Here is a 23,673-nt window from a genome sequence, read left to right as displayed (position 1 = left end):
GCCTGCGCGGAAGCCCTGCGGGGGCTTGCCGGAGAACGCTTCCCGGCAAGGGCTTCCCGGCGGCTTCGGCCGCCTTCGGCAGGCCGAAGGCGGCGCGCGGGGGTCACAGCCCGGCCAGCCGGAGCAGCCGGTCCACGTCGACGTGCTCGTCCATGGCCGCGGCGAGCGCGTCGAAGGTCCGGTCGAGCCGCGCGCCCGGACCGAGGTCGCCGAGCGCGCGCAGCACCGCGGCGTTCTCGAACATCCCGTGCGTGTAGACGCCGAGCACCGGCCCGGCGGCGAACCCGCGCCCGCCGGGCAGCACCGCGGCGACCTCGCCGCCGGGCACGACGCCGGTCCGGCCGTGGCGGATCTCGTAGCCGGTGTACTCCACGCCGGAGAGCCCGCGCCACGGCTCGGGCAGGTCGGCGAACCGGCAGGTGACGGTGTCCTGCCGCTTGTCCGGCGAGAACCCGGTGCGCAGCGGCAGCAGCCCGAGCCCGGTCGCGCGCACCCCGGCCCGTCCGTCCACATCAGACAGTTCGAGCCCGAGCATCTGGAGCCCGCCGCACACGCCCAGGGTGAGCCCGCCGGCGGCGGCGCGGGCGGTGACCGCGTCGGCCAGCCCGGACTCCCGCAGCCACGCGAGGTCGGCCGCCACGTCCTTGGAGCCGGGCAGGACCACCAGCCTCGCCCCGTCGAGGTCGGCGGGCCGGCGCGCCCACCGGACGCCGGCGGGCCGCAGCGGCTCGAACTCGTCGAAGTTGGCCAGGTACGGGTAGCGGACGACCACGACGTCGCCGCGGTCGCGGGTCAGCTCGGCGCCGGTGGTGTCCTCGTCGGGCAGGTGGTGCTCCAGCCTGGGCACGACGCCGAGCGCGAGCAGCCCGGTCAGCTCGGTCAGCCGCGCACCGGCCTCGTGCAGCAGTTGCGGCGAGCCGTGGTACCGGTTGTAGATCACGCCCCGCAGCAGTGCCCGGTCCTCGGGCGGCAGCAGGGCCCAGGTGCCGTAGCAGTGCGCGACCGCGCCGCCGCGGTCGGCGTCGGTGACCAGCACGGTGGGCGCGGAGACCTCCCGCGCGACGCGCATGTTCACGACGTCGTTGTGGTAGATGGTGGGTTCGGCGGCGCTGCCCGCGCCCTCGATGAGCACGAGGTCGTACTCCTCGCGCAGTTCGGCCAGCGCGGCGCGGACCACCGGCCACACCACGGGTTTGCGGTGCCGCCACGGCAGCCGGGTCAGCTCCGGCCGCGGCCTGCCCAGGGTGATCGCGTAGGTGCGCCCGGACTCGGGCTTGAGCAGGACCGGGTTCATCCGGACGTCCGGTTCCACCCGTGCGGCCAGGGCCTGGAGGTACTGGGCCACCGAGATCTCGCCGCCGCGCGCGACGCGGGCGTTGTTGGACAGGTTCTGCCCCTTGAAGGGCGCGACGCGGATGCCGCGGTTGGCGAAGTTGCGGGCCAGCGCGGCGGTCAGGAAGCTCTTGCCCGCCGCGCTGTGCGTGCCCTGGAGCATGAGCACGGCCGCCCCGGCACGACGCCGCCCGGCCGGCCGGGGCGCGGACCCGCCCGGCGCCCGCGCGCCGCCCCCGCCCGGCGGGTCCGGTGTGGACAGTTCGGGGGCGCGCAGCCCGAGTTCGAGGAAGGCGGGCAGGTCGAAGCCGGGCAGGTCGGCCCCCGTCGCCGCCGGGTCGAGCACACCGAGGCTCGGCCGGCCGGGCGGCGCGCCCGGCGGGCCGGAGAACAGCACGGCGTCGGCCAGGTCGGCCCACCGCGAGCCCGCCGCGCCCCCCTGGGCCGGCAGCACCAGCACGACCGGCGTCCTCGTGCGGTCCGCCCACGCCAGCAGCGGGTGCGCGCCGGGCGGTCCGTCCACCCTGGCGGCGTAGAGCACGGCGGCGCCCCGGAGGTAGGTGCGGCGCACCGACCCGGTCTCGACCCACTCCCCCGCCGGCAGCCGGTCGAGGGCGAGCACGTGCCGCGTGATCCGCGGCGGTCCCACCGGGGCGCGCCCGGCGGGCTCGGGGTCCACTTCGGACTCCTCGGCGCGCAGCTCGGTCGGGATGTCCCAGGACGCCAGGAAGTCGGCCAGCCGGCGCGCCGCGCCCGGCCGCGCGGAGGTCAGGTCCAGCAGCACCCATCGCGGGCTGCGCAACAGCATCGCCACCCCTGCCCGGTCAGCCGGCGCCCGGTCCGCGCCCGGCCGCGGCCGAGCGGACCAGCGGGATCAGCTCACGCCCGATCGCCACGGTGTCCTCCGGTTCGGAGATGCCGCTGATCCGGAAACCGGTGACCCCCAGCCGCACGTAGTCCAGCAGCGCGTCGGCCACCGTGCGGGGGCTGCCGACCAGCGCGTTCAGGACGCTGCCCCAGGAGCCGATCGGGACCGTCCACAGTGCCCGGTCGTGGTGCTCGGCCGCGCTCGCCGCCGCCTTCAACCGCCTGTTGCCCTCGTTGTTGAGGATGCCCGGGTCCACCGGGGCGCCCGCTCTGCGGACGTGCTGCCGCGCGCGCTCCCGGGCGTGGTCGTCGTCCTCGCCCAGGACCACGGTGAACCGGGCGACGAAGCAGGGTGCGGTGGAGCGGCCCGCGCGGGCCGCCTCGGCGCGCACCGACGACACGACCTCGGCCGTGCGCGCGAGGGGTTCGCCGTAGCAGGCGTAGCAGTCGGCGTGCGCCCCGGCGACGGCTTGCGCGGCCGGCGACGACCCGGCGACGTACAGCGGGACCCAGGGCCGCTGGAGCGGGCGGACGTGGGGCTCGTAGTCGTCGAAGCGGTAGTGCTCGCCGTGGTGGGAGAAGGCCGTCGGGGAGGTCCACGCCGCCTTGAGCACCCGGAGGTACTCGCCGGTGCGCGCGTAGCGCTCGTCCTTGGACAGGTAGTCCCCGTCCTGCCGGGGGTGGGTGTCGAGCGTGCCGCCGGGCACCAGGTTCAGGCTGATCCGGCCGCCGGTGAAGTGGTCCAGCGAAGCGATCATGCGCGCCGCCACCGTCGGGAACACCACCCCGGCCCGGTGCGCGAGCAGCATCCGGATGCGGCTGCTGTGCGCCGCGGCGTAGGCGGCGACCTGGAACGGGTCCGGGCTGTCGGGCCCGTAGCCGATGAGGACCGTGTCGTACCCGGCCTCCTCGTGCCGCCGGACGCCCTCCCGGATGCGCGGCAGGTCGATGGCGGACTCCCTGGTGCCGGCCGGGACGTACCCGATGAACTCGACCTCCATCGGCGCTGCGCTCCCTCCTGCCCCCGCGCGGTGGGCGGCCCCAGTGTCCTACACCGGGTGCGCCGCGGTCCCGCGCCGCGCGCGCCGCGCCGGGCGTCGCTCCGGTCCCCCGCACGGTGTTGCGGCGCACCGCGGCCGGGTGCCGGCAGGATGGGCCGCGTCCCGGCGCCGGCGGCTCGTCCACGTCCTGCCGTGCGGCGCGGCCGAACGGGCGAAGAGGGGGCGCCGACTTGTCCAGTGCCGAGACCGGTCCGGTGCGGTCGGGCCGGGTGCCCGCCCCACCGCCGGGGTTCCGGCCCCGACCGGACCTGGTGGCCGCGCTGTCGCGCCCCGGCCCGCGGGTGCGGGTGCTGACCGGGCCGCCGGGCGCCGGGCGGACGCACCTGGCCGCCGCCGTCGCGCGGGCCCGCCGGGCCGAGGGGTGGCTCGTGGCGTGGGTCGACGCCTCGGACGTCCGCGGCGTGCTGGGCGGTCTCGCGGAGGTCTGCGGCGCGCTGGGCCTGGCCCGGTGCGGCGACGAGCAGCAGGCCGGGCCGGCGGTGCGGCGGCGGCTGGAGGCGGGCGGCGACCGGTGCCTGCTGGTGTTCGACGACGTGGCGGACGCGGGCCTGGTGCGGCCGTTCCTCCCCCGTGGTGGCCGCGCGCGGGTCGTCGTCGTGGGCGACGGGGCCGCCGGGCTGGGCGAGGTGGTGCCGGTGGGCGCGTTCACCGGGGCCGAGGCCGCGGCGTTCCTGGCGGAGCGGGCGGGCCTGGCCGAGGACGCGGGCGCGCGCGAGCTGGCGGCGGGGCTGGGCAACCTGCCGCTGGCGCTGGAGCTGGCCGCCGGGGTGATCCGCACCCGGGGCGTGGGGTACCGGGCGCTCCTGGAGCGGTTGCGGGCCCTGGAGGTGCGCGGGCCGGCCGAGGGGGCGGCGCTGCTGGCGCTGGAGGCCGTGCGGGAGGACGACCCCACCGGGGTGTGCGGTCCGCTGCTGGAACTGCTGTCGGTGCTGTCGCCGAACGGGGCGCCGGCGGCGCTGGTGCGCGCGGCGGGCGGGGCGGGGCTGCCCGGTGGCGTCCGGGCGGCCCCGGAGGTGGTCGACCGCGCGCTCGCGCGGCTGGCGCGGGCGTCGCTGGTGACCACGACCGCCGGCGTCTGCGCGCACCGCCTGGTGCTGGACGTGGTCCGCCGGGAGCGGGCGGGCGACGCCGCGTGCGCGGCGGCGACCGCCCTCCTGGACGCGCGGGCGGTCGAGCTGTGGCCGGACCGGCACCGGGACCCGCGCGCCGTGCGGGACCTGGTCGGGCAGATCGCCGCCCTGCACGACGCGGCCGCGTGCGGCCGGGGCGACGACGCCGCGACCGGCGGGATCACCCGGCTGCGCTGGTGGGCCACCACGCTGCTCAACGAGCTGGGCGACAGCCCCGCGCAGGCGGTCCTGACGGCGCGGTCGCTGGCCGCGGACGAGGGCCGCGCGCTCGGCGCCGACCACCCGAAGACCCTGGCGGCGCGCGACAACCTCGCGGTGACCTACCGGATCGCGAGCCGCACCACCGAGGCGATCGCCCTGCACGAGCGGACGGCGGCGGACTGCGAGCGGGTGCTCGGCGCGGACCACCCCGCCACATCGGCGGCGCGCAACAACCTCGCCCTGGCCTACCGGGCCGCCGGCCGCACCACCGAGGCGATCGCCCTGCACCACCAGACCCTCACCACCCGCGAACGGGTGCTCGGCCCCGACCACCCCCGCACGCTCGCCTCCCGCAACAACCTCGCCCTCGCCTACCGGGCCGCCGGCCGCACCACCGAAGCGATCGCCCTGCACCACCAGACCCTCACCACCCGCGAGCGAGTGCTCGGCCCCCGCCACCCCGACACCCTCGCCTCCCGCAACAACCTCGCCCTCGCCTACCAGGCGGCGGGCCGCACCGCCGAGGCGATCGCCCTGCACCGGCACACCCTCGCCACCCGCGAAGAGGTGCTCGGCCCCGACCACCCCGGCACCGCGGCCACGCGCGAGAACCTCGCGCGCGCCTACCGGGCCGCGGGCCGGGCCGCCGAGGCGACCGCCCTGCGGGAGCAGGGCGCCGCCCACCGGAGGCGACCGGCGGGCGGCCTGCCGCGGCCCCGGCCCGCGCTCGACGACCTGGTGCTCTGCCTGGCGGCCACCGGCCTGGCGCACCGGGAGATCGCCGCGCGCGCCGCGCGGGCGTGGGGCGCCGGGGTGACCGAGCAGGCGGTGGCCGAGGTCGTCGGCCGGGTGGTCGACGGGATGGCGGCCTGGCGCGCCAGGCCGCTGGAACCGGTGTACGCGGCGATCTTCGTGGACGAGTTGCCCGGCGTCCGCACGCCCGGCGGGCGCGACTTCCGCCTGGCGGTGGGCGTGACCGCCGAGGGCGGGCGGGACTTCCTGGCGCTGTGGGCGGACGAGCCCGACCGGGACGCCCTGGCCGGCATCCGGGACCGCGGCGCGCAGGACGCGTGCCTGGTGGTCTGCGACGGGGTCGAGGGCGTGCCCGCGGCCGTGCGGGGGCTCTGGCCGGGGGCGGTCGTGCAGCCCAGCACCGCGCACCTGGTGCGCACCGCCTTCCCGCGGCCGGCCGGACCGATGGCCAAGCGCGACCGGGCCGAGCTGCTGCGGGACCTCAAGCCCCTCTACGCGGCCGGCTCGGAGCAGGCGGCGGCCGAGCGGTTCGCCGGGGTCGCCGCCAAGTGGGCCGACCGCCACCCCGCCGCCCTCCGGCACTGGCGCGCCGCCGCGTGGCCGGGACTGGTGTCCTTCCTCCGGTGGGACCACCGGGTGCGGGCGGTGCTCGTGCGCAACGCGGTCGGGTCGCTGGACCCGCGCTTCGTGCGCTCGCTGCGCGGCCGGGGGCGCTTCCCCGACCCGCGGGCCGCGCTGGAGCGCCTCCACCTGGTGGTGACCGCGCTGGAGCGCGACGTCCGGGCGCAGGAGCGGTGGCGCGCCCGCTGGCGGCCCGCGCTGGACGCCCTCGGCACCGCGTTCGGCGACCGCCTGCGCGCCGGGCGCACCGCGTAGGGCGGGCCGGGGTGGGCCTCCTCCGGGACCTCTGGGCGACCTCGCCCGGCCGCACGGCGGCCGTCGCCTGCCTGCTGCTGCTCGCCGGCTGCGGCCAGGCCGCCGCGCCCGCGCTGTCCGGGGCGGTGCTGCTGCACCGCTCGCCGGGGCACTTCGCGGCGCTGGCCGCGGCGCTGGTGGTGGCCGTCGCCGGCGACCTGGCCGTCGGCCTGGTCACCGCCGGGCTGACCACCGACTGGGCGACCGACGTGCGCCGCAGGCTGTGCCGCGTCGCGTTCGGGCAGGACCTGCCGGCGCTGGAGGCCACGCCCGCGGGCGAGCTGCTCGACCGCGTCGACGGCGACGTGCAGCAGGTGGCGTCCGAGCTGCGCGGCACGTGGGTGCGGCTGGCCCAGTCGCTGGTGCTGGGCGTGCTGTCGGTGGTCACCACGTCCTTCGTCTGGTGGCCCGCCGGCCTCGTGATGGTCGGGCTCGCCGCGCTGCTCGCGGTCTGCCTGCGCGGGCGGGCGCGCCGGATCGCCGAGGCCCGCGCCGCGCAGGAGGAGGCGTGGTCGGACCTGGCCGCGGTGGTGGAGGAGGCCGTCCACGGGCAGGACGACGTGCGCGCCAGCCTGGCCCAGCCCTACGTGCTGCGGCTGTGCGCGCGGCAGGCCCGCCGCGTGCTGGTCCGGGGGCGGCGGGTGTGGTCGCTGTCCGCGCGGGTCACCGCCACCGCCACCGGCGTCGTCCGGTGCGGCGTCGCGGCCGTCGTGCTCGGCGGGGTCGCGGCGCTGGCCGCCGGTCGCGTCGACGCCGCGCAGCTGACCTCCGTGTGGCTGCTGGCCATCGCCTTCGGCGGCATCGTCGAGCACGTGAGCCGCACGGCGCCCCGGCTGGAGCAGGCCCTGGGCGCGTGGGAGCGCCTGCGGTCGCTGCGCTCGGCCCCGCAGGAGCCCTCCGGCGGGGCCGAGCCGGCCGACGGCGACCTGGTGGTCCGCGGGCTGACCTTCCGCTACCCGGGCGACGGGCGGGGGCCGGCGCTGCGCGACGTCGACCTGACGTTCGTCCGCGGCCGGTCGTACGCGCTCGTCGGGCGCACCGGGGCCGGGAAGTCCACGCTGGCCAGGGTGCTCACCCGGACCGTCGACGTGCCGCGCGGCGCGGTGCGGCTGGGCGGCGCCGACCTGGTCGACCTCGACGTGGACGCGCTGCGGCGGTGGATCGGCCTGGTCCCGCAGCGCACCGAGATCCTGGCGGGCACGCTCGCGGAGAACATCACCCTCTTCGACGACCGGCTGCTCCCGGCCGTGCCCGGGGCGCTGGCGGAGCTGGGCCTGACCGCGTGGGCCGCCGGGCTGCCCGCCGGGCTGGGCACCAGGCTGGGCGAGGACGGGCACGTGCTGTCGGCCGGGCAGGAGCAGCTGCTGGCGTTCGCGCGGCTGCTCGTGCGCGACCCGCGGGTGGTCGTCCTGGACGAGGCGACGGCGCGGCTGGACCCGGTCACCGAGGCGCGCGTGCAGCGGGCCGGCGAACGGCTGCTGCGCCACCGGATCGGCATCGTCATCGCGCACCGGCCGTCGTCGGTGCGGCGGTGCGACGAGGTGGTCGTGCTCGCCGACGGCCGGGTGGTCGAGGCGGGCCCGCTGCGCGGGTCCGAGCGGTTCGCCCGGCTGCTCGACGCCGACGGGCCGACGCCGGCGGTCGAGCGGGGCGGCCCGATCGGGCAGGGCGCGCGAACCGAGCAGGGCACGTGGGCCCAGCAGGGCGCGCAGACCGAGCAAGGCACGCAGACCGAGCAGGACGCGCGAACCGAACAGGACGAGCAGACCGAGCAGGACGCGCGAACCCAGGGGGACGAGCGAGTCGAGGGGGACGTGCGAGCCGAGCAGGACGAGCGAGCCGAGCAGGACGAGCGAGCCGAGGGGGGCGCGCCGGACGGGCGGTGCGCGTCGCAGGGGCCGCCCGCCGCCCGCCGGGTCGATCCCCCGCCGATGCCCGAGCCCCCTCCCGCGCGCACCCTGCGCGAGGTGTTCCGGCTGTCCCACAACGACCCGCGCTACGGGACCACCGGCGTCCTGCTCTTCCTCGGCCTGGTCCTGCTGGCCCTGGACGGCCCGGTGCCGGCGTGGCTGTGGGCGGACGTGAGCGACGGCCGGGGCGAGCCGTTCGGGCCCGCCCTGGTGATCACCGCCGTGCTGCTCGCGACCACGCCGCTGAGCTACTGGGCCGGCCGGTGGTACCCCGAGTGGTGGGCGCGCCAGGTGCTGCGGGTGAGCCTGCGCCTGGTGCACGGGCAGACCGGCCCGCGCCGGGTCGGCAGGCACCCGGCCGCGGACGTCGTCGCGCACGGCGGCGACGCCGGGCGGGCGGTCGTGCTCGCCGACGGCCTGCACGACCACCTCGTCGCGGTCCTCGCCATGGTGGCCATGACGGTGGTCTCCGGCTCGTGGGCGCCGGCGGCGTTCTTCGGCGGCACGATGGTCCTCGCCGGGCTGTCCGCCGCCCTGTTCGGGCCGGCGCTGGGGCGGCGCGCGCGGCGGACCGTCGCCGCCCGCGCCGCGTTCGCCACCGCCCTGGGCTCGGCGCTGTCGGCCGCCCGCGCGGTCAAGCTGGCCGGGGCCACCGGACCGGTGCTGGCCCACCTCGCGCGGCTCGACGGCGCGCGCGGCGACCGGTCGCGGCGGGAGGTCGCCGCCCGCCTGTGGGCCGGCTCGACCGCGTCGGCGCTCAGCGGCCTGCTGCCGATCGCGGCGTGGGCGCTGTACCTGTCCGGCGACCTGTCGCCCGGCGCGACGCTGGTCGCCGTGGCCGTGCTGGGCGGCGCCCGCTGGTTCGCGTCGACCACCGCCTCGCTGGTCTCGCAGGTCCGCTCGGCCGGGGTGTGGACCGCGCGCACCGCGGCCATGACCGGCACCGGCGCGTACTCCGCCCCGGTGCCCGGCGTGGACCTGGCGGCGGGGGTCGCGCCCGAGCCGCCCGCCCTGACCCGGCAGCCGCTGCACCGGTTGGAGCTGGTCGGGTTCGGCGCGGTGCACGACGACGGCACGGTGGGCGTGCGCGGTGTCGACCTGACCGTCACCCGCGGGCAGCTGGTGCTGGTGGTGGGCCGGGTCGGGGCCGGCAAGTCGTCCCTGCTGCGCGCCCTGGCCGGGCTCGTGCGACACACCGGGTCCCTGCGGTGGGACGGCGAGCCGGTGCGGGACCCGGAGCTGTTCCTGCGGCCCGCCCGCGTCGGGTACGTCGCCCAGCAGCCGCGGGTGCTCTCCGGCACCGTGGCCGACAACATCCACCTCGGGCGGGAGGTCGACCTGGCCGGGGCGGTCACCGCGGCGCAGCTCGACCACGACCTCGCGGTGGCCGGCCGGGGCACGGCGCTGCCGGTCGGGCACCGGGGCGTCCGGCTGTCCGGCGGCCAGCTCCAGCGGCTCGCGCTGGCCAGGGCGCTGGCGCCGCACACCGAGCTGCTGGTCGTCGACGACGTGTCCTCCGCCCTCGACCCGGCGACCGAGCTGGACCTCTGGCGGGCGCTGCGCGCCCGCGGCACGACCGTCATCGGCTCGACGTCCAAGCGCGCCGCCCTCGTGCGGGCCGACACCGTGCTGGTGCTGTGCGACGGGGTCGCCGCGGCGGCGGGCCCGTGGGCGCGGCTGGCCGACCGGTGGGGCCACCTGGCCGGGTGAGGCCCGGGGCCCGCGGTGGACTCCGGCCGGCGCGGGCGGGCGGCGTGGGAGACTGCCGTCATGCGCGCGATCCACCTCATCGGCATCGGTGCCGGGGACCCCGACCACCTGACCGTCCAAGCGATCAACCGGCTCAACGAGGTCGACGTGTTCTTCCTGCTGGACAAGGGAGAGGCGAAGAAGGACCTGGTCGACGCCCGGCGCGCGATCCTGGAGCGGCACGTCCGGGAGCCCGGCTACCGGGTGGTCCAGGTGGCCGACGTCGAGCGCGACCGCGCGCCCGCGAACTACGTGGAGACCGTCGCGGAGTGGCACGGGCGCCGGGCCGACCTCTACGAGCGGGTGTTCCGCGACGAGCTGGGCGAGGACGAGGTCGGCGGGGTGCTGTGCTGGGGCGACCCGACGCTGTACGACAACACCATCGCGGTGGTCGAGCAGGTGCACCGGCGCGGGAACGTGGCGTTCGACTACTCGGTGGTGCCGGGCATCAGCAGCGTGTCCGCGCTGGTGGCGACCCACCGCACGAGCGTCAACCAGATCGGCAAGCCGGTGCTGGTCACGACCGGGCGCAGGCTGGCCGCCGAGGGGTTCCCCGAGGGGGTGGACGACGTGGTCGTGATGCTCGACGCGCACAACGCCTTCACCGGGCTGGACGACCCCGACCTCGACATCTACTGGGGCGCCTACCTCGGCACGCCCGACGAGCTGACCGTGGCCGGGCCGCTGGCCGAGGTCGCCGACCGCATCCCGCCGCTGCGCGCCGAGGCCCGCGAGCGCAAGGGCTGGATCATGGACACCTACCTGCTGCGCCGCCGGTCCCGCTGAGCCGGCCCCCGCCCGCCGGGGTCTCCCCCGCGCGGGCCGGGCGCCGGCGGATTCACCGCCGCGGAACAGGACCGCTCGGTTTTCCGCGCCGGTCCGGTCGTCACCGGGGTGTCGGGGCGGGATTCACCCGGCGGAATCGCCGTGGCGGGGCGACGACCGGACCGCCTCACCGGGATGATGGTCGCGCGATCGGGCACGCGCGGCCACCACCTGAATTACGAGGAGTTTTCATGCTCAGTCCGAAAGCGGAGCTGATCTGGCAGGGGCGACTCCACCTGGGCGACGAACCCGGCGTGTTCGGCGACGCCGCCTACTCCGGGCTGGCCGCGGAACTGCCGGTGACGCTGGAAAAGCTGGACCCGGCCGGTCCGGACACCACGACCCTGGTCGTGGAGACGCTCAACGTGGAGACCTTCGGCGGCTACAACGGGCACCTGATCACCGTGACCCTCTACGAGCCGTCCGACGAGCCGGACAGGTTCACCGAGACGGTGCTGGAGACCGAGCGGCTCACCGGCGCGGACGGCAACCGCAAGGAGATCGCGCTGGACCTGGCGGGCCGGCGGTCGCCCGCGTTCGTCAGCGTCCGGGTCCGGGTCGACACCGGGGTCCCGCCCGGCCTCTACGACGACTTCCTGCTGGTCCGGCTGTCGAACCGGTCGGCGGAGCACAGCTTCGTCGCGTCCCTGGGCTTCCACGCCTGACCGGCCGCCGCCCGGCCCCGCGCCGCACGGGCGCGGGGCCGGGCACGGCGGCCGCTACCTCCTGGGCAGCGACACGACCGAGACGGTGGTCTCGCCCTGGTTGGTCACCAGCGCCCGGCGGCCGTTCCCGGTGAACGCGATGTCGTTGGGCTTGGCGCCCACCCCGATGGTGTCCGTGATCTCCCTGGTCCGCGTGTCGATGATCGAGATCGAGGCGCTGCGGAAGAGGGTGGCGATGACGAGCCGCCCGTCCGGGCTGACGCGGACGCCGTGGACCTCGGGGGCCGGCGTCGCGATCAGCTTGACGGTGGTCCGCCGGGCGAGGTCGACGACCGCCACGCCGCCCCGGCCGCCGAGCACCCCGCCGAAGATGCCGACGTAGGCGTACTTGCCGTCGGGGGTGACCGAGGCGGCCTGGGGCGCGCCGGCGTCGGAGAGCGGCACGGTGGCCACGACCCGGTCGGTGGCCGTGTCGACCAGGGCCGCCTCCGGGGCCGCGCCGCCGCGGATCTGGCCGCGCGGCACGACCAGCAGCGAGCCGTCGGGCGTGAGGGCCGGGCGGCCGGTGAACCCGGGCAGGCTGATCGTCCCGCCGAGCTTGACGTCGTGCGGGTCGCGGTTGTCCAGGACGGCGATGCCGGCGTCGGAGGCCCCGCCGAAGGTGGTGACGTAGACCTTCTTGCCGTCGCGCGAGGCGATGATCCCGAACGGGTAGGTCATCGGGACCGGCGCGAGGTCGATCGTCTGGGTGACCCGGCGGGTGCGGGTGTCGATGACCGAGACGGTGGCGGAGGTCGAGTTGGTGACGAACGCCTGGCGCCCGCCGCGCGCGAACGCGATGTCCTCCGGGAAGACGCCGACCTCGATCACCGACTGGACCCGGTGGGTCTTCGCGTCCAGGACGGTGACGGTGCGCCCGCGGTTGCCGGTGTGCCCGTCCAGCGGGCCGGAGTTGGCGACCCACACCGTGCGGCCGTCCGGGCTGGTGGTGGCCCCGAACGGCTCGACCTTGACGTCGACCGTGGCGATGACCTCCGGCCGGCCCGACCCGGCCGACGCGGGCGGCGCCACGAGGGCGGCGGCGGCGAGCAGACCCGCCACCGCGGCCACGGCACGTCGGCCGAGCGGTCGCGGCGGACGGGCCGACAAGTGTTTCCTGACCACTGTTGTCACCTCTACGAGAACTTCGTGGGGACGTTGGGTTGTGCGCGACCACATTCTTTGCACGGGCCCGCGGGCGGGCAACGCAAGATGCGGTAATCAGCGAAGTGGAATCGGCCCCGGTACCCGGTCGCGATCGGGAACCGGTCCGAACACGCCGACCGATTGCGGCATCCGCGCCGAACCGGCGAATCGCGGTTATTCCCCGCGACCCGGGAACGCGCGGCATTCGCGCTCGGCGGCGAGCGGGGCGCCCGGCGCGCCTCACCGGCGGTCCAGCAGTGGAGCCGGTCACCGCCGGCTCGGGCCCGCCGGGCGAGGGCGGCCGGTTCCCCGGCCCTGACGGCAGCCCACGACGCCCGACCCGGCCCGTGCGGCATCCGCTGGGAGCGGGCCTGATCCGCCCCACCCGGGCCGAGGGCGTTCACCCGCCGTGAACGCCGGGTGAACGTTCTCGGCCGTAACACCGCCCGGCGGCCCGCGGAGCACGGGGAAGGGCTGTTGTCGCGGTTCACGGGCGCGAGCCGCGCGGCGGTGAACGATCACACCGCGGCGGCCCGGGAGCGCTCGGTCGTTGTCCGGGGTGGCGGGGGCGCGTCACGGTGTTCCCGGCCGGACCGCCCACCAGCGGTGGACCGGCGCAGACTTTTCCCCTCCCTGCAAGGAGAACGCTCGTGGATCGGACAACCACCCGACGGGGGCTCCCCAGCCTGCTCGCCGTCGCCGCAGCCCTCGCCGCCTCCGTCGTGCTCCCGTCACCGGCGGTGGCGGCCGGTGACCCGGGCACGCCGCACGGCCTGATCAAGACCGAGGAGCACACCCAGGTCAGGGAGATCGCGCCGGCGCGCGCGTCGCTGAGCGCGGTGCCGCTGGCGGCCAAGCAGTTGAACTACACCCAGCAGGTGCAGCAGCAGAACCAGTGGTGCTGGGCCGCCACCGGCGCCAGCATCGAGCAGACGCTCGGCGTAACCGTGAGCCAGCAGGCGTTCTGCGCCGCGGGCAAGGGGACCTCGGCGGGCTACTGCCCGAACCAGCCCGCGCAGATCCCCGAGATCGTGCGCGGCTTCCGGGGCACCGGCTTCAACGCCCAGGACGCCCGCGGGCCGATCAGCTTCGCCTCGATCACCCAGCAGATCGACGCCGGCATCCCGCACCTGACCGGCATCTACTGGACCTCCGGCGGCGGCCACGCCGAGGTCATCTACGGCTACGACACCACCAACCAGACCATCATGGTCGGCGACCCCTGGCCGTCCTACCAGCGCTACCAGACCTGGAACTACACCCAGTACCGCAGCAACAGCAGGTTCCGCTGGAACGACACCATCGTCAACATCACCAAGGCGTAGCGGGGGTGCGGTCGTGATCTGCCGGAAGTTGTCCGTCTTCACCGCGGTCGTGCTGGCCCTGGCACTGCCGTGCTCCCCGGCTTCGGCGCGCGAGGCGGTGCCGCCACCCTCTCCGGCGGACTTCGCCGCCGCGCTCGACGCCGCGCGGGCGCCGGCCGCGATCAGCTTCGCGAAGACCAACTTCCGGCAGGTCCACGGCATCGAGCCGAGCGCGGTGGCGGTCGCCGACCGCGGTGTCGCGGCCTACGTGCTCAACCCCGACTTCGTCCGGGGCGTCGCCGGCGCGCCGGCCGGGGTGCTGCAGTACATCGCGGTGACCGCCACCGCCGACAGCGGGGCGCGCGCGACGCTGCGCGCCGACCGCCAGGGCGCGGGCGGCTGGCAGGTCGGCAGCGTGTTCTCCGGCGACGACGAGGAGACCCTGAGCAAGCGCCTGCGGCCGGACTCGGTGCTGCTGAACGAACCCCAGATCAACGGCTGGTACGAGCTGACCGCGACCGGCGTCGTGCTGCTGCGGGCGAGCCTGCCGCAGACCCCCGTCGGCGAGTTCGTCCCGCTGGCCCGCTACCAGGAGCAGGTCCGCTCCCGGTACGGCGACCGGCTGCCGGGCTCCTCCCCCGACCGGGACCGCGGCATCGGGTTCACCGGGCCGGACGCCGCCGCGCAGGCCGACGGGGGGCCTTCCGCGGCGGTGGTCGGGTGGTCGGCCGGCGGTGCGGTCCTGGTGCTGGCGCTCGCGGTGGCGCTGCTGCGGCGGCGGCGCCACTCCCGCGGGCGGTCGGCCTAGACCTGCCGCCCCGACGGCCCGCCGCTCCCCTGAACCGGCACAGGACCGGCACAGGACCGGCACGAGCCGCAGCCCGCGCGGGACGCGCTCGGCTACTCCCACAGGAAGTCGACGCCCGCCAGCGAGGGCTCCAGCTCCTCGAAGTAGGCGCAGGCGAAGCCGTCCGGCCCGCACAGCAGCGGTTCGCTTACCGCCGGCGCGAGGCCCTCCCGCTCCCGCTGCACGCGGGTGCAGCGGACCGGCAGCAGGGACGGGTCGAAGCGCAGCCGGATCAGGTAGTTGCGCATCCGGGCGCGGACCACCCGGAAGAACGTCGGCGCGCGGACCGGCTCGGCGCACACGATGGTGGAGCTGAAGACGTGCACGTCGCCCTCGGTGAGCCTGCGGTCGAACAGCAGCTCCACCACCATCCCCGCCGAGGACCGCTGCTTGCGCACCCGGCCCACCCGGCAGCCGTCGCCGGCCCGGAGCAGGGCGGCGCCGATGTCGGAGCCCGGCTCGCCCTGGTGGGTCATCACGAACCCGTCCGGCCCGGACCGGCGGGCGCGCACCGCCACGGTCGAGGTGATCGCCGCGATCCCGCCCGCCGCGGTCAGCCGCACGTCGTCGAACGCGGTGACGACGTCGAGGTGGGAGTTGCACGGGCTGCCGGACACCCCGTCGAACTCGGCCAGCAGCGCCCCGGTGCGCTCCCAGCTGCGGCTCAGCTCGGGGATCGACCGCAGCCGCGCGTCCGGCTCGGGCGTGCGCTGCTGCGGCCCGATCAGCACGACCAGGCTGTCCTCCGGCACCTGCAGCACCCGCTCCAGCGCCCGCACGGCGTCCAGCGCGCGCGGCGCCGCCGGGTGCCGCAGCCCGCGCTGCCAGTAGCTCAGCGTCGACTGGGCGATCGTGATGCCGTGCGACCTCAGGTGGGCCCGCAGCCGGGACAGCGACAGGCCGCGCCGCCGGATGGCCGCCGCCAGCGCGCGGTCGAACGGGCCGTAGCGCAACGCCCGGGCGAGCTCGCCCGGCGCAGCGGGGGCGGGTCCTGCGTCTGCCGGCACCTGAACCTCATAACGCGGGCGTCACCGCACCGGACCGCGACAGCGCGGCCCGGGATATCGGCGGTCAGGGGCTGAACGCACTGTAGGCACCGGGCGGGTGATCGGCCAACCTACCAAAGTCGGACGAGCCGGCCCGGTTTCGCGACCGATTCGCCGGATCGGGTGTTCCCGCTGGTCGGAAAGCGGTTCCCCGGCCCGCGGCGGCGTTCCGCGCGATCGGGTTCGCGCGTTCCACCCGCGCGGCGGATCACCTTTTCTCCCGCTTGTCCGGTTCGCCGGACCGGATTCCGCCCGGCGCGCCGGGATTCGCGCGCCGCGGAATTCCCCGCGGTGCGCGAACGCCCGCGGGTCTGCGGCCCCGGCGCGCCGCGCACGGCCCGCGCCCGCACGGCGTCGAAGTCAGCCGGGCCCACCGGACAGGTGCGACCGCCGGTCGGCCCGCGCAGCGGGTGCGCCGACCGGGCCGGGACGACCACCACCGCGACCGCGCCGGCCGGCAGCCGCGGTGCGCCTGCCGATGCCGTGCGACGCGTCGGTGGCCACCACCCGGCCCCGCACCGCCCGCGACAACCGCGCGGCGCGGGCCCGGGACGGCGGGCGCGGCGGCCGGGCCGCCGCGCTCACGGCGACGTCCCGGCCGGGCGCGGCAACCCCAGGCGCTCGTGGACCAGGGCGGCGAGGTCGGCGAGCGTCCCGTCGTGGCGGGTCATCGCCAGCGGCGGGACCTCGACGCCGAACCGCCGGCGCACGGCGACCAGCAGCTCGGCGGCCAGCAGCGAGTCCACGCCGTAGTCGGCCAGGCCGCGGTGCGGGTCGACCTCCGCCGGGTCCATCCGCAGGACCTCGCCCAGCAGCCGGGCCAGCTGCCCGGCCAGCGCCGCCACGGCCTGCTGCGGGCGCAGCGCCGCCAACCGGTCGACCAGCTCCTCCCGGGTGTCGCCGGCCGACCGCGCCGGCGCGCCGAACCGGGGGCCGCGCACCGCCGGCAGCAGGGCGCCCAACCGCGCCCAGTCGGTGCGGCCCACGCGCACCACCGGCTCGGCCGCCCCGACCACCTCGTCCAGCGCCGCGAGCGCCTCCCCGGTGCCGATCGCGGCCAGGCCGGCCGCGGCCATCGCCGGCGCCAGGCCGTTGCGGGCGACGTAGCCGGCCTCGCCCAGCACGCCCCACGCCACCGCCGTCCCCGGCAGCCCGCGGGCGCGGCGCTGCCGGACCAGGGCCTCCAGGAACAGGTTGGCCGCCGCGTAGGGGGCCTGCCGCGGGTTGCCCACCAGCGCCGAGACCGAGGAGTGCAGCAGGAACAGGTCGAGGTCGAGGTCCCGGGTCAGCTCGTCGAGCACCACCGCGCCGCCCAGCTTCGGGGCGAGCACGGCGCGGAACCGCTCGTCGTCCAGCTCCGCCAGCGGGGCGTCGTCCAGGTGCATCGCGGCGTGCACGACCCCGCGCAGCGGCGGGTCGAGCGCGGCCAGGACCCGCCGCAGCGCGGCCGGGTCGGCGACGTCGGCGGCGTGCGCCCGCGCCCGGACGCCGCGCGCGGCCAGCTCGGCGAGCAGGGCGGGCGCTTCGGGCGAGTCCGCGCCGCGGCGGCCGACGAGGGCGAGGTGCCGGGCGCCCCGGTCGGCCAGCCACCGCGCGGTGGCCGCGCCGAAGCCGCCGAGCCCGCCGGTGACCAGGTAGGTGCCGCCGGGGTCGAGCGCGGGCGGCGCGGGCGGGCCCTGCACCACCACCGGTTCGGCGTCCGGGTCGAACGCCACCACTACCTTGCCCACGTGGTGGGAGTGCTGCAGCTGCCGGAACGCCTCGGCGACCCGGCCCGCGGGGTGGACCGCGTGCGGCAGCGGCCGGAAGGCCCTGCCCGCCACGGCGTCCCGCGCGCCGGCCAGGACCCGCGCCGCGAGCGCCGGGTCGGCCGCCGCCGCGGACAGGTCGAAGGCGAAGAAGCTGAGGTCGGCGAGGAACGGCCGCAGCGGCAGGGCGTTGTCCTCGTACATGTCGCGCCTGCCCAGCTCGACGAACCGGCCGCCGGGGCGGAGCAGTTCCAGGCTGCGGACCAGCGCGGGACCGGCCAGCGAGTTGAGCACGACGTCCACCCCGCGCCCGCCGGTGATCCGCCGGACCCCGTCGGCGAACTCCAGGCCCCGCGAGTCGAACACGTGCTCCACGCCCAGGGCGCGCAGCAGCCGCCGCTTCGCCGGGCTGCCCGCGGTGGCGACGACGGTCGCGCCGCACGCCCGCGCGTACTGGAGCGCGGCCAGCCCGACCCCGCCCGCGCCGCCGTGCACCAGCACGGTCTCCCCCGGCTCCAGCCGGGCCAGGGCGCCCAGGCCGTGCGCGACGGTGGCGAACGCCACGGGCATGGTCGCGGCCTCGGCGTCGGTCAGCGAGCCCGGCACGCGGACCAGCGCGTGCGCCGGGGCCGTCACCTCGGAGGCCAGGGCGCCCGGCGCCAGGCCGGCCACCCGGTCGCCGACGGCGAACCCGGTCACCCCCGGGCCGACGCCGCTGACCACGCCCGCGCACTCCAGCCCCGGCGCGTGCTCACCGGTGGACCCGTAGCTGCGCGCCGGCAGCAACCCGGTGGCCTGCATGACGTCGCGGTAGTTCAGCGCGGCGGCCCGCACCGCCACCCGCACCTGCCCCGGACCGGGCCGCGGGCGCGCCACCGCCCGCCAGCCCAGCTCGTAGGACAGCCCGTGCCCGCGCACCTCCAGCCGGAAGGACCCCGGCTCGGTCGGCTCGGCGGGCAGGTCGACCTCGCGGGGCGCGAACCGGCCGCCGGGGGTCAGCGCGACCTCGTCCTCCGCGTCGGGCGCGAGCAGCTCCGCGGCCAGCCGCCGGGCCGGGTCGCCCGCGCGGGACAGCGAGATCCGGCGCACCGCGCGGTCGGGGTGCTCGTTGCCCAGCACCCGCGCCACGCCCCACACCGCCGCGTCGGCGGGTTCCTCGACCTCGGTGGGCAGCGCGCCGCACGGGCGGGTCACCAGCCACACCGACCCCGTGCCGGGGCGCCCGGCGACCGCCCGCAGCAGCGCCGCGCAGCGGGTGGTGCGCTCCACCGGGTCGTCGACCGGCCCGCCCAGCACCAGCACGACCTGCGGGTCGGTCCCGTCCGGCGCCCACCGCGCGGCGGGGAGGACCCGCGGCGGCGGGCACCCGGCCGCGCGCAGCAGCCGGGCGGTCCCCTCGGCCAGCTCGACCCCGTCGTCGGCCTCGACCAGCAGCAGCCACGGGCGGCCGGGGTCGCCCGGCGGCAGCGCGGGGAGAGCGCGGGCGGCGTCGGGGGCCGTCGCCACCAGCACCGAGTAGTCGCCGCCGCCCCAGCCGAGCTGCCGGACGTCGGTGAAACCGGCGCGCCGCAACAACGGCGGCCACTCGTCGGCGGGCAGCAGCGCGGTGCGCGGCCGGAGGTCCCGGTCCCGGGGCTGCCAGAACTCCGCCTGCAGCCCGAAGAGCGGCGCGAGCCGGACCGGGTTGTGCGGCTCGGTGGCCAGCAGCCTGCCGCCGGGGGCCAGCAGGGCGGCGACCCCGGCCAGGGCCCGGCCGAGGTCGGGTGCGGCGTGCAGGGCGTCGGCGGCCAGCACCAGGTCGACACCGCCCTCGGGGAAGCCCTGCCCGGCGGGGTCGCGGTCGAGGTCGAGGGCGCGGAACTCCACGCCGGCGTGGTGGGCGAAGCGCTGCGCGGCGCGGGCCAGGCGCGGGGCCGAGACGTCGGTGAAGGTGTAGCGGGTGCGGTCGGCCGGCAGCACGGGCAGCACCGCGGCGGTCAGCCCGCCGCCGCCCGCGCCGACCTCCAGGACGCGCAGCGGGCGGTCCGCGGGCCAGCGCCGCGCGGCCTGCCGCACCAGCTCCTGCACCACCAGGTTGCGCGAGCGGCAGCTCGGCGCGAGGTCGAAGTGCCGGTCCAGCAACCGCTCGTTCTCCTCGGTGGCCGCGTGCCGCGCCGGGTCGCGCGCCCCCGTCAGCAGGGCCGCGAGGTCGTGGTTGAGGGCGAGGTCGAGCACCGCCTCCGCGCCGGCCGCCGGGTGCTCCGCCAGCAGCCGGCGCACCGCGCGGTCGACGTCGCGGCCGTCGCCGCGCACCCGCAGGCGACCGCGGCCGGTCCCGACCAGCGCGCCGCGGGCCAGGCAGACCGGCAGCAGCAGCTCCACCAGCCGGGTGTGCCGGGCCGCCACCCCGGCGGGGACGAGGTCGTCGAGGCCGAACTCCGGGCCGGCCAGCTCGCCGAGGGCGCCCGCCAGCCGGTGCGCCGCGATCTGCTCGCCCAGCTCGGCGGCGCCGGCCAGGTCGGCCTCGTAGGCCGCCCGGAGGTCGGCCAGCCGCGGCCCGGCCGCGGCCAGCAGGACCTCCGCGCCGGGCAGCGGGCCGGGCCCGGCGGGCTCCCCGGCCCGGGGCGCGGCGCGCAGCGCGGTGCGCAGGCGGCCGACGGCGGTCCCGTCCGGGCGGACCATCCGGCGCACCCGCACGCCCTCCAGCTCCACCGCCACCGCCCCGTCGGGGTCGAGCACCTCGATGTCCCAGCAGACCTCCGTCGTGGTGCGGGCCCGCTCGCGCACCGCCACCAGCCCCTCCGGGGCGGGGGTGCGCCACACCCGCACGGCGTCGAAGGCCGCGGGCAGGAACACCTCGCCGGCCAGCTTCCCGCTGATCAGCGGCGCCCCCGCCTGCAGCGCGCCGTCGAGCAGGACCGGGTGGACGACGAAGCCGCCGGCCGGCGCGTCGTGCCGGTACCCGGCGAGCACCCGGCCGTCGCCGGTGGACAGCCCGGTGAGGACGCGGAAGGCGGGGCCGTAGGCGAGGCCGTGGTCGTCCAGCCGGTCGTACAGCTCGGCGCCGCCCAGCCGGCGGGTCAGGCCGCGGCGCAGGGCGGCGGGGTCCCGCGGCGCGGGCGGGCGGCCCACCGCGGCCCGCACCCGGCCGCGGACGTGCGGGCGGGGTTCGGCATCGGCGCCCTGCGTGCTGGTGATGGCGACCGCGCCGTCGCCCGGGTCGACCGAGACCTGGGTGCGCACGCCCGCGGTGTCCGGCCAGGGCACGACCAGCGGGCGGCTGATCTCCAGCCGACGGACCTCCACCGGCCGGCCGAGGGCCGACGCGCCCGCCGCCAGCGCCATCTCCGCGAACCCGGCGGCGGGCACCACCACCTCGCCGCTGAGCAGGTGGTCGGCCAGCCACGGCACGCGCACCGGCTCGACCTCGTTGTGCCACAACGGGTGCGGGGCGGGCACGCGCTCGCCCAGCAGCGGGTGGTGGACGCGGGCGTCGCCGCTGGTGCGCACCCACAGCCGCGGGTCGCCGCTCCAGTGGCGCTCCCGCTGCCACGGGTAGGCGGGCAGGTCGACCACCCGGCCGGGGGTCGGGAAGTAGCGGTCCCAGTCCACCCGGCCGCCGGCGGCGAGCACCGCGGCCACCGCGGTGCGCACGGCGGCCGGGCCGTCGGCGTGGCGGCGCAGGGTCGGCACGACGGCGGTCGGGGTGCGCGGGCGGGTGGCGGCGAGCTTGCGCAGGTAGCCGCGCAGCACCGGGTGCGGGCCGACCTCGACCAGCACGTCCGCGCCGCCCGCCAGGACCTCGGTGACGGCGTCGGCGAACCGGACCGGCTCGCGGACGTTGCGCCACCAGTACTCCGGGCCCAGCTCGGTCCCGTCGACCCGCGCGCCGGTCACGGTGGACACCAGCGGGATCGCGGTGGCGGCGGGGACCAGCCCGGCCAGCGCCGCCCGCAGCGGCTCGCGCAGCGGGTCCATCGCGGCGGTGTGGAAGGGGTGGTCCAGGCCGAGGTCGGCGCAGGCGACGCCGCGCGCCGCCAGGTCGGCCAGCAGCCGCCCGACCTCCTCGGCCGGGCCCGCGGCGGTGACGTCGTCGGCGGTGCCGATGCCGGCGATCTCCACCTCCGGGTGCCACCGGCGCAGGTCGGCGGCCGACAGCGCCACCGCGGCCATCCGCCCGGCGCCCGCGGTCGCCGCCTGGGCGCGGCTGCGCTCGGCGACCACCCAGGCCGCCTGGTCGAGGTCGAGGGCGCCCGCGGCCCAGGCGGCGGCGACCTCGCCGACGCTGTGGCCGAGCACCACCTCGGGCCGGACCCCGTGCGCGCGCAGCAGCTCGGTCAGGCCCACCTGGACGGCGAACAGCAGCGGCTGGGCCACCTCGGTGGCCGACAGCTCCTGCTCGGTGACCTCGGCCAGGCGCCGCGCCACCGACCAGCCCAGGTGCGGGGCCAGCGCGGTGTCCACCTGCTCCACCGCGACCCGGAAGTCCTTGTCGCGGAACAGGTCCGCGCCCATGCCGGCCCACTGGGAGGCGTTGCCGCAGAAGACGAACCCGATCCGGCCCGCGCCGACCGCCTCCACCGGGGCGGCTTCGGCGAGCAGCCGCGCCGCGTCGGCCGCGTCGTCGGCGAGCACGGCGACGCGGTGGCGGTGGCGGGTGCGGCGGCGGCAGGTGGTGTGGGCCAGGTCGTGGAAGTCCGGCGCGTCGGCCAGCCGCTCGACCAGGGCCGCGGTCGCGGCGGCCAGCGCCGCCGGCGTGCTGCCCGACACCAGCACCGGCCGCGGCGCGTCGCCCGGCGGCCCGGCGGGCGCGGGCGGTGGCGGCGGGGAGGCCAGCACGACGTGGGCGTTGGCCCCGCCGAAGCCGAAGGAGTTCACCCCCACCACGACCCGGCCGCCGGCGGGGATCGACCGCGGCTCGGCGGCCACGACCAGGCCGAGCCCGGCGAAGTCGATGCCCGGGTTGGGCGGGTCGGCGTGCAGCGACGCCGGGATGCGCCGGTGCCGCAGCACCAGCAGCGCCTTGAGCACGCCGGCGAGGCCGGAGGCGGGTTCCAGGTGGCCGAGGTTGGTCTTGACCGACCCGATCGGCAGCGGCCCGGTGGTGCGCCCCCGCCCCAGCGCCCGGCCGATCGCGGCGCACTCGACGGGGTCGCCGACCGGCGTGCCGGTGCCGTGCGCCTCGAAGTAGGCCAGGTCGTCGGGGTGCACGCCGGCCCGCCGGTGCACCTCCCGCAGCAGCCGCTCCTGCGCCTCGGCGTCGGGCAGCGACAGGCCGGCGGTGCGCCCGTCGCTGTTGGTCCCCGAGGCGAGCACCACCGCGTGGACGCGGTCGCCGTCGGCCAGGGCGTCGGCCAACCGCTTGAGCACGACCACCACCCCGCCCTCGGCGCGCGCGAAGCCGTCGGCGTCGGCCGAGAACGCCGCGCACCGGCCGCGGGGCGACAGCATCGACGCCTGCGCGAAGCCGACGTAGTGGTGCGGGCTGATCAGCGCGTTCACCCCGCCGCACAGCGCGGTGCGGCTGGTGCCGTCCAGCAGCGCCCGGCACGCCTGGTCCAGCGCCACCAGCGACGAGGAGCACGCGGTGTCCACGGCCATGCTCGGCCCGCGCAGGTCCAGGAAGTGCGAGACGCGGTTGGCCGCGATGGACGACGCCGCGCCCGTCATGGTGTAGGCGTTGATCGCGCGCACGTCCATCATCTGCAGGACGCCGTAGGAGGCGTCGGAGATGCCGACGAACACCGCCGCGTCGCTGCCCGCCAGGCGGTCCCGGGCGATCCCGGCGTCGTCGAGCGCCTCGGCCGCCAGCTCCAGCAGCAGCCGGTGCTGCGGGTCCACCTGCGCGGCCTCCTTCGGCGAGATGCCGAAGTGCGCCGCGTCGAACCCCGCCAGGTCCGCCAGGTAGCCGCCCGCGGCGGTGCGACCGCGGCCGGGCCGCGGCCGGTCGGGGTCGGTGAACCGGTCCGGGTCGAACCGGTCCGCGGGCGGCGCGGTGACGAGGTCGCGGCCCTCGACCAGCGCCCGCCACAGCCCGTCGGGGCCGTCGACGCCGCCCGGCAGCCGGCACGCCACCCCCACGATCGCGACGGATCGGTCCCCGCTGTCGTTGCCCGCGCCCACGCCACGCCCCTTCTCCGCCACTGGAGGTGCCGA

General features: G+C 77.9%; 11 protein-coding genes. 6 read left to right on the top strand and 5 right to left on the bottom strand.

All coding sequences use genetic code 11. The annotated features are described in order from the left end of the window. Positions 1-103 precede the first annotated feature (103 nt). Both JOE68_RS29430 and JOE68_RS29425 read right to left on the bottom strand, forming a co-directional pair. The gene (locus JOE68_RS29430) at positions 104-2,140 is read right to left on the bottom strand and encodes a cobyric acid synthase (RefSeq protein ID WP_204845626.1); all 2,037 of its coding nucleotides are present in this window, start codon (positions 2,138-2,140) and stop codon (positions 104-106) included. A 16-nt stretch (positions 2,141-2,156) separates the two neighbouring features. Then, positions 2,157-3,200 carry an LLM class flavin-dependent oxidoreductase gene (locus JOE68_RS29425; protein WP_204845625.1) on the bottom strand — a complete coding sequence of 348 codons (1,044 nt, stop codon included), beginning with the start codon at positions 3,198-3,200 and terminating at the stop codon, positions 2,157-2,159. Positions 3,201-3,430: 230 nt separating this feature from the next. On the opposite strand from JOE68_RS29425, the gene JOE68_RS29420 reads away from it, so the two are divergent. The 4 genes from JOE68_RS29420 (at position 3,431) to JOE68_RS29405 (ending at position 11,408) form a co-directional block, all read left to right on the top strand. Then, positions 3,431-6,220, top strand: coding sequence for a tetratricopeptide repeat protein (locus tag JOE68_RS29420; RefSeq protein WP_204845624.1), 2,790 nt, complete (start codon positions 3,431-3,433; stop codon positions 6,218-6,220). Positions 6,221-6,231: 11 nt separating this feature from the next. Then, on the top strand, positions 6,232-9,879 hold the full coding sequence (locus JOE68_RS29415) for an ATP-binding cassette domain-containing protein (RefSeq protein WP_204845623.1): 3,648 nt from the start codon (positions 6,232-6,234) through the stop codon (positions 9,877-9,879). Positions 9,880-9,939: 60 nt separating this feature from the next. Continuing rightward, complete coding sequence (gene cobF / locus JOE68_RS29410; RefSeq protein WP_204845622.1) at positions 9,940-10,704, top strand: precorrin-6A synthase (deacetylating); 765 nt, start codon at positions 9,940-9,942, stop codon at positions 10,702-10,704. Positions 10,705-10,934: 230 nt separating this feature from the next. Then, complete coding sequence (locus JOE68_RS29405) at positions 10,935-11,408, top strand: hypothetical protein (RefSeq protein ID WP_204845621.1); 474 nt, start codon at positions 10,935-10,937, stop codon at positions 11,406-11,408. Between the two features lie 54 nt (positions 11,409-11,462). Here JOE68_RS29405 and JOE68_RS29400 read toward each other — a convergent pair whose 3' ends face one another. Further along, a complete protein-coding gene (locus JOE68_RS29400; protein ID WP_204845620.1) occupies positions 11,463-12,509 on the bottom strand; it encodes a beta-propeller fold lactonase family protein in 1,047 nt (348 codons plus the stop codon). A gap of 734 nt (positions 12,510-13,243) precedes the next feature. On the opposite strand from JOE68_RS29400, the gene JOE68_RS29395 reads away from it, so the two are divergent. Both JOE68_RS29395 and JOE68_RS29390 read left to right on the top strand, forming a co-directional pair. Then, positions 13,244-13,918 (top strand): papain-like cysteine protease family protein, encoded by a 675-nt coding sequence (locus JOE68_RS29395; RefSeq protein WP_204845619.1) that lies wholly within the window; start codon positions 13,244-13,246, stop codon positions 13,916-13,918. A gap of 13 nt (positions 13,919-13,931) precedes the next feature. Next, entirely contained in the window at positions 13,932-14,705 is a 774-nt protein-coding gene (locus JOE68_RS29390) for a hypothetical protein (protein WP_204845618.1), read from the top strand. Positions 14,706-14,797: 92 nt separating this feature from the next. On the opposite strand, the gene JOE68_RS29385 is transcribed toward JOE68_RS29390, so the two are convergent. Beyond that, entirely contained in the window at positions 14,798-15,751 is a 954-nt protein-coding gene (locus JOE68_RS29385; RefSeq protein WP_204845617.1) for an XRE family transcriptional regulator, read from the bottom strand. Between the two features lie 620 nt (positions 15,752-16,371). Beyond that, positions 16,372-23,640: a type I polyketide synthase gene (locus JOE68_RS29380; protein ID WP_204845616.1), complete on the bottom strand. Its 7,269-nt coding sequence runs from the start codon at positions 23,638-23,640 to the stop codon at positions 16,372-16,374. Positions 23,641-23,673 lie beyond the last annotated feature (33 nt).

Origin of the sequence: Saccharothrix algeriensis (assembly GCF_016907655.1) — a bacterium.
In the GTDB taxonomy this organism is placed as follows: Bacteria; Actinomycetota; Actinomycetes; order Mycobacteriales; family Pseudonocardiaceae; genus Actinosynnema; species Actinosynnema algeriense.
Note: the sequence above shows the minus strand (reverse complement) of the source record. Positions and strands in the feature narration are given on the sequence as shown.